The 5,999-nt window shown below is 59.1% G+C and carries 10 protein-coding genes; all 10 read right to left on the bottom strand.

Annotated features, from left to right (window positions below):
• On the bottom strand, positions 1-1,130 hold a 1,130-nt coding region (locus C7H10_RS03745), incomplete at its 3' end, for a hypothetical protein (RefSeq protein WP_106693795.1).
• 151 nt (positions 1,131-1,281) lie between these two features.
• Positions 1,282-2,373, bottom strand: a complete 1,092-nt coding sequence (locus tag C7H10_RS03740; RefSeq protein WP_106693802.1) for a zonular occludens toxin domain-containing protein — start codon at positions 2,371-2,373, stop codon at positions 1,282-1,284.
• The gene (locus C7H10_RS19165) at positions 2,370-2,522 is read right to left on the bottom strand and encodes a hypothetical protein (RefSeq protein ID WP_167392873.1); all 153 of its coding nucleotides are present in this window, start codon (positions 2,520-2,522) and stop codon (positions 2,370-2,372) included. The genes C7H10_RS03740 and C7H10_RS19165 overlap by 4 nt, the downstream gene beginning before the upstream one ends.
• A gap of 2 nt (positions 2,523-2,524) precedes the next feature.
• Positions 2,525-2,839, bottom strand: coding sequence for a DUF2523 family protein (locus tag C7H10_RS03735; RefSeq protein ID WP_152437423.1), 315 nt, complete (start codon positions 2,837-2,839; stop codon positions 2,525-2,527).
• A gap of 2 nt (positions 2,840-2,841) precedes the next feature.
• The gene (locus tag C7H10_RS19160) at positions 2,842-3,687 is read right to left on the bottom strand and encodes a virulence factor TspB C-terminal domain-related protein (protein ID WP_167392872.1); all 846 of its coding nucleotides are present in this window, start codon (positions 3,685-3,687) and stop codon (positions 2,842-2,844) included.
• A 565-nt stretch (positions 3,688-4,252) separates the two neighbouring features.
• Positions 4,253-4,522 carry a major capsid protein gene (locus C7H10_RS03720; RefSeq protein ID WP_106693798.1) on the bottom strand — a complete coding sequence of 90 codons (270 nt, stop codon included), beginning with the start codon at positions 4,520-4,522 and terminating at the stop codon, positions 4,253-4,255.
• A gap of 27 nt (positions 4,523-4,549) precedes the next feature.
• A complete protein-coding gene (locus C7H10_RS03715) occupies positions 4,550-4,768 on the bottom strand; it encodes a hypothetical protein (RefSeq protein ID WP_106693797.1) in 219 nt (72 codons plus the stop codon).
• Between the two features lie 14 nt (positions 4,769-4,782).
• Entirely contained in the window at positions 4,783-5,082 is a 300-nt protein-coding gene (locus tag C7H10_RS03710; RefSeq protein WP_106693796.1) for a hypothetical protein, read from the bottom strand.
• Between the two features lie 385 nt (positions 5,083-5,467).
• Positions 5,468-5,734 carry a hypothetical protein gene (locus tag C7H10_RS03705; protein WP_106693788.1) on the bottom strand — a complete coding sequence of 89 codons (267 nt, stop codon included), beginning with the start codon at positions 5,732-5,734 and terminating at the stop codon, positions 5,468-5,470.
• Positions 5,731-5,999, bottom strand: a 269-nt coding sequence (locus tag C7H10_RS19155; RefSeq protein ID WP_167392871.1) for a hypothetical protein, incomplete at its 5' end; no start/stop codon positions are given. The genes C7H10_RS03705 and C7H10_RS19155, both read right to left, overlap by 4 nt.

Raw genomic sequence — 5,999 nt, 5'->3', positions numbered from 1 at the left:
TCCCAGGCCTGTCTGGCGTTAAATCGGTTGCGCGCATAAATGCTCAGGAGATTGCCAAAGGCCAGGGAGACGTTCTTTTCGTTGCCGCAACCGGGTTCCTTTTTTGCGCGTTTGTACATCAGATCAGGGGCGCTGTAGCCGAAGCCGATGTCGTCACGCAGTTTGGTCCAGATGGGGTGACACCATTCGCGTTTGACCTCATAGCGGTTGGCTTTCAGGGCGTATTGCCAAAGGCCCGTCAGGTGCGGAACCGCGTCCATGTAGGTGTAGATGGGCTTCATGTTCGGTGTGCCCTGAGAGACCTCGTTGACGATCCGGTGATGGAAGCGGATTTCCAGGCGCCAGACGGGTTTATCTGGGTCGTAACAGGTGTCCGGGAAGGTGTCTTCGTTCACGGCGCATTCCCAGATGCTTTCCATGAAGGCGCGTTTGTCGGAGACGTCGATTTCTTTCGACTTGTCGTAGAGGCACACCTGGAGGCTGTTGGCTTTACCAAAGGTGTAGGTTTCACCGCGTCCGTTGATGGTGGCACCGTCCAGGCCTTTGAACACCAGGTCACTGAGGCCGTTGTGGACGCTGATGGTTTTGGCACGGGTAACGAAGTGGCTGGCAAAGTCCTGGGGCGGCTCCCAGCCCTGGAAGTCGACAGCCAGATGTAAGGCGATGCCAACGGGTTTGATGCCGGTCAGGAAGAACATGCCCCACTCTGCCAACTCGTCGTGTATCTGCTGGCTGGAGCGTTCATAGAGCCATCTGGGGGAGGTTTCAATTTTAACGTGGGTGCCGGGGTTGTCGGGTTCGGCGTAGAAGTTCTGCAGAAGGATGGTCAGGCCGTATTCCCGGTTTTGAAGGATGTATTTGAAACCACCGCGTCTGCCGGACTGGACTTTGAACTCTATGTCTTTGACGGTGATGGTGGCGTCGTAGCTTTCGTTGTAGGCCTCGACGATCTGGGCCAGGGGTTCGGGTTTGAGTCTTCCCTCAAACAGTTGCCTGACGGTGTCTACGCCGGTCCAGAGTACGTTAACGTTCTGCAGGTTGACCTGCTGACCTTCCGGGCCGATGAACAGATCCCCTTTGCCGATTTCTCCGGTTCGGATGTCCATTCTTTCAAAGTCTTTGATTTTCATCTGTGGCCTTCTGTGGATGTCTGTGGTGTTAAATCGACTGTCGTCGTTTTCTATGAGACGTGTTACAGGGACGTCTCTCGCCTGCCGGCGGCGTGTGGCTGGGGCAAGCCTTCCACCCACACGCCACCGCCGGCCCTCCTGGGTGTCGGGTTCAATAGTTCATTGCCTGGGTTTGTACACGGATTCTCAGGGCTTCCATGTTGCGTTCATGGGCGCTGGTGGCCTGGGTACTGTTGCTGCCCTGGGGGTTGCGGGTGCCTTTGTCTTGAGGGGGTTCGCGGGTGGGGTCCCAATAGCCGTGGGCAACGATCTGGCGGCATTGTGCCTCGGGGACTTCCAGGGGCGTGGCCTGTTGGGTGTAGCACCGGCATTGGTCGGTTTTTTCGCGCAGGAGGCATTGCGGCCGGGGGAAGTCGCGGACTTCATACACCTGGTCATAGACCGGGGCTGAATGGGGGATGCCTTTTACCCTTGGGGACCACTGTTCCAGGTATTGCTCACGGGTGAGGGGTTGCCCTTCCCGTCTGGCCGGTGCGGGCTGTCCGGGCGCGTTGTTCGCTTGGGTGGTGACGTTGTCAGGCGTTGGACCTGGACTGCTGACGCTGTCGGATTGGCCGAAGTTGGCAACCACGCTATAGATGGTGTAACCGGTGACGATGATCAGCACCAGGAGGGCCCAGACCATCCAGGGTATCTTGCGTTTGTGGGTGTGGACTTCGGCGCTTTTGTAGAGGCCAAAGAGCTTTTTGTTAAACCGTTTGCGGGTTTTGGTGGCGGCTTTTTGGGCAAAGTAATCGTTGGGGTCATCGGCGCATTCCTGGAAGGTAAAGCGGGTAGCCGACTGCAGGCCAAACTGGCGCTTGAAGTGGAGGTGTTGGCCGACCAGGCGTCTAACCTTGGTGTCGATCAGTTTGGGGTGTTGGGTGATCAGGACCAGGTCAATGCCCAAATGTCGGTGGGTATTCAGCCGGCGGATGTGTTCGGGCACTTTGTTGCCGAATTTCTCCGGGGGGAACAGGTCCTGACATTCGTCCAGGATGATGACGGCGCCGTGTGGGAGGTCGTACCAGGCCTTGGCCTGTTCCAGGTCGAGGGTCTGCCAGCCAAGGGCTTCACCGGGGGCCAGGAGTTGGATGTTGTAGACGTAGACGGAGCGATCCTGGAAGGCTGGATCGTTCAGTACCAGGTCAATGGCGTTGAGGGTTTTGGAGGCACCGGGGGTGCCGGTGATGAGTGTGATCATGGGCACACCTCCAGGCTGTCGATGAGCTTGATGGCGTCGATCTGGCCTTGGGTGTAGGCGAGGAACGCGACAACAAGGACGAGGAGGATGGTGGGGGCTTCTGTTAGGAACCACCAGAGGGTGTTTTCAAGTCGGTGTCGGAGTTTCATGGTCAGGCCTCCCAAGGTGAACCGGGTTTGCGCCAGATGGGGTGCGCGGGTTTGACGGCGGTTTTGATGGCAATGCAAATGCCAAAGGCGGTGAACAGGATTTTGATGCCGAGGGGGAACCCGGCGATAGCCAGCACGGAATACAGCGCCGTTGGTAAGCCGTCGAATTTGGCGAACAGGAACTGTTCGGCCTGGTCCAGGATGAGGGTGACGCCGGTGAAGACGATGAGGCCAAAGCCGAGGCCCCGTACCACGTAGGTGACGATGTAAGGGACGACAGAGAGAACAATGGACCAGACAAAGTAGAGTATGGGCATGGTCAGATCACTCCCATGACGGTTCGGGCCACGGCGAGGGAGCCGAGGAACGAGAAGATAAAGAGGGTTAAGGGGCGCAGTTGTTCGGCCAGGGTGCAGAAGGCGGTGAATTCGACTTCGAAGCGGCCCAGAGCCAGGTTGATATCGACCGGCGGCGGGCATTCAGCCGGGGCGGGGTCGGCGACGTTAGTGAAGTCCTGCATTTTGTCGGACAGGTCCATTTCCTGGGTGTCGACCAGTTCCAGGCCTTCCTCATCCAGGTTGCCCACTCCCTGGGTTTTCTGGTTAAAGAATTCGTCGGCTTTGTCGCCGGTTTCGTGGATCAGGCAGCGGTTTTCCCAGACCTCCCGGGCAATGCCGCACTGAATGGCGTCACCTTCACAGGTGGGAGGTGCCTCACAGCCGTTAGAGCCGTATTCGCCCTCCCCTTCTTCTCCCTCTCCGTCACCACCGGTGCCACCACCTCCACCGCCGTTTCCATCACCTTCTCCGTCGCCCGATCCGTCACCATCTCCGCTACCGTCGCCGTTTCCATCTCCATCTCCGTCACCGTCTCCATCGCCGTCACCGGGTTGGATAGCGGGTTCTGAACCGCCTTCACCCTGCACGCCTTGAGAGCCCTGGTCGAGTCCGGATAGGTTGGTACCGGAGGGGACACAGACGCTGGTGCCGTTTACTTCGCCATAGGTGGTGCCAGTGGGGCAGCTGCCGCCGGGCTGCTTGTCCATGTCCAGGCAGTTGCCCTGGCTGTCTTTGATGTCACATTGTTCAGGCTGGCCGGTATAGTCTTCGGGATTGTCGGAGACGTACTGTTCACCCAAGCCGGTGCACTCTTGGGCGTCAAACATGCTGGTGCTGCCATCGAGCTTGGAATAGTTAGTGCCGCAGGTATAGGCGCAGCCTTCTACGTTATAAATACCGGCGCCACCGGCTCCGATTATATGGCCACCGGGAATCGTATCGGTGGGGCAGTTTTCGGGAGGATCTGGTGGTTTAAGGCAAAAGCCCTGGGCATTCGTAACACCGTACCCGTTAACATTGGTATTGGTGATTTCTTTGTAAAAATTAGGGAAATTGGAAGGGCACGCTTCCCAAGATTTTTTAACGCAGTACTGTCCGCTGTTAAAGTCAGACGTAGAAGCACAGGACACATGGGTATTAGGGCCGGGGGGAGACCAGTTAACACTGGACGAACCACCGCCCATAACCGACCCATTGCTGACAGCTTCAATCCAATCAACGTATTGCTGTCCACTGGGGACGGCTTCAGCCCGTAGCCACCCAAAGGCAAGCAATAAGGGCCAGTAACGACAGATAGTACGGATCATTGAAGAACACACCGGTTTTCTCCCTGTTGTGATCAAAAAAGGCGGGCCGTGGCCCGCCCTCCTGGGTGTGGGTGCCTTCCCCGGCTTAGCCGAAGAAGGTGGCCTTGACCCATTTGATGCCCACGGCAATCACCGCCAGGGCGATCAGGGCGCCACCCACGGTGGTGATGTCGGTGCCTACGCCGTCCATCTGGTCGCCGAAGTCAGCGGGCAGGATGGAGGCCTGGGCGGTGACGGTTGCGCCAGCGGCTGCCACGGCGGTGCCCACTTTGGCTACGGTGCGGCCGACACGGCTGCGGGCCATGGCCCAGGCTTTGCCGTCCGGTTCTTTCTGCATGTCGATGATGCGGGACATGGTGGTTTCCTCTTTCTGGTTTGGGTTTCAGGTGTTGAACATGCGGCGGATGAGGCGGACCCCAAACGCCACTAAAAACCACGTCACGAAGGTGCCAGCCAGGTAGCTGAATTCCTCCGGTGACATGGTGAACGCCTCCCGGTATTGGGCGGCGAACTCGGCGACCTGGACGACTTGCCAGGAGCCGCTGCACTGGGGGGTGCTGCCGCTTTGGCTGATGACTCCGTCACAGGTCAGGATTTCCATGGGTTAGGGGCTCCTTATGCCGCCGGCTTTTTGGTGACGTCCTGAGGCCGTAGCTCCAGGGCTTTGAAGGTGACTTTGCCGCCCTGCCCGGCTTTCATTTGGGCTTTGACGGTGAACATGGCCGGCAGGCGGTCAGCGTGATTTCTGAGTTGGTCGATGTGTTTGTAGTCGCAGGCGATTTTCATGACTTCGTTACCGACTCGGTTGTCGTCGTCTGCTTCTGCAGGAGCGTATGCCCACAGGGAGCCGCCTTTGTTGCCGTCGATGTCGTAGCGGGTGGCGCCGATGACCATCAGGTTCAGGTGGTTTTCCATGGTGTTTGTCCTCTTGGTTTCGTTTGGTGTTGCTTTGGTTGCGTTATCCGGCTGGGCCGGGGGTTTCACTTCGGTTACTGACGTTTCGGGTTCTGCTTGGGAAAGGTCAGTTGATTCTGGTTTGCGACCCCTTCGGGGCGGGCTCTACTCGCGTTGCTCCTGGCCACTAAGGTGGCCACCCTTACGGGTAACGATCCCTGTCGCCTCCGGTCACTGCAGTGACCTGCGCACTCCGTTTGCCGCCTTTGCTCATGGTTCGGAATCAAGGGGCGGCCGTCCTCCCCCGACATCCTCACCACTCTGGATGCGCACTGTGGGCCACTCACTGACCGCCACAAGGCCAGGGGGCCTTTGGCCCTGGCGCTGCGCGCCAGCCTTGCAGCGCTCACTGAGCGTCCCCCGGTTCGTGCGCGAGTGGTGACGATGACGGGGGCGGACTCGAGGGCTTTTCAGGGGGGTTGGCCTGATGGCCAAAGTTCGGGCAGCCGGCCTCTAACCAGGCGCGCAGGACGGAGCCTCCGAGGGTCCAGAGGTCGGTGCCGCGCTGGATGGCTTCTTGCTGCAGTTGCAGGTAGATGGAAGACGGGGCGCACACGTAGAAACGGCGCTCTTTGTCTTCTACCTGGTCCTGACGGGGAGGTATGGGGCTCATTGGTTGGTCTCCGTGACGTTGGGAAGGTCCAGTTGGCCGCAGTCCCAGGCGTCCCTCAGTTGGATGAGGCGGTCAAACGCGGGGCTGTGGTGGCCGCGGGCTTCCAGTTCGTGGATCAGGGCGTCGGTGAAGCTCGCTTTGCAGCGGGCCATGTAGTCGCACGGGTAGTCGGTGCGCACTTCCTGCAGGTGGCTGAGGCGCTGCAGGAGGGAATCAAAAAGGCCTTCCAGGGTGTCTGGGGTGAGTGCAGAGGACGGGCGTGGGC

It is taken from the genome of Marinobacter shengliensis (assembly GCF_003007715.1).
GTDB lineage: Bacteria > Pseudomonadota > Gammaproteobacteria > Pseudomonadales > Oleiphilaceae > Marinobacter > Marinobacter shengliensis.
This window is presented reverse-complemented; position numbering and strand designations above follow the sequence as displayed.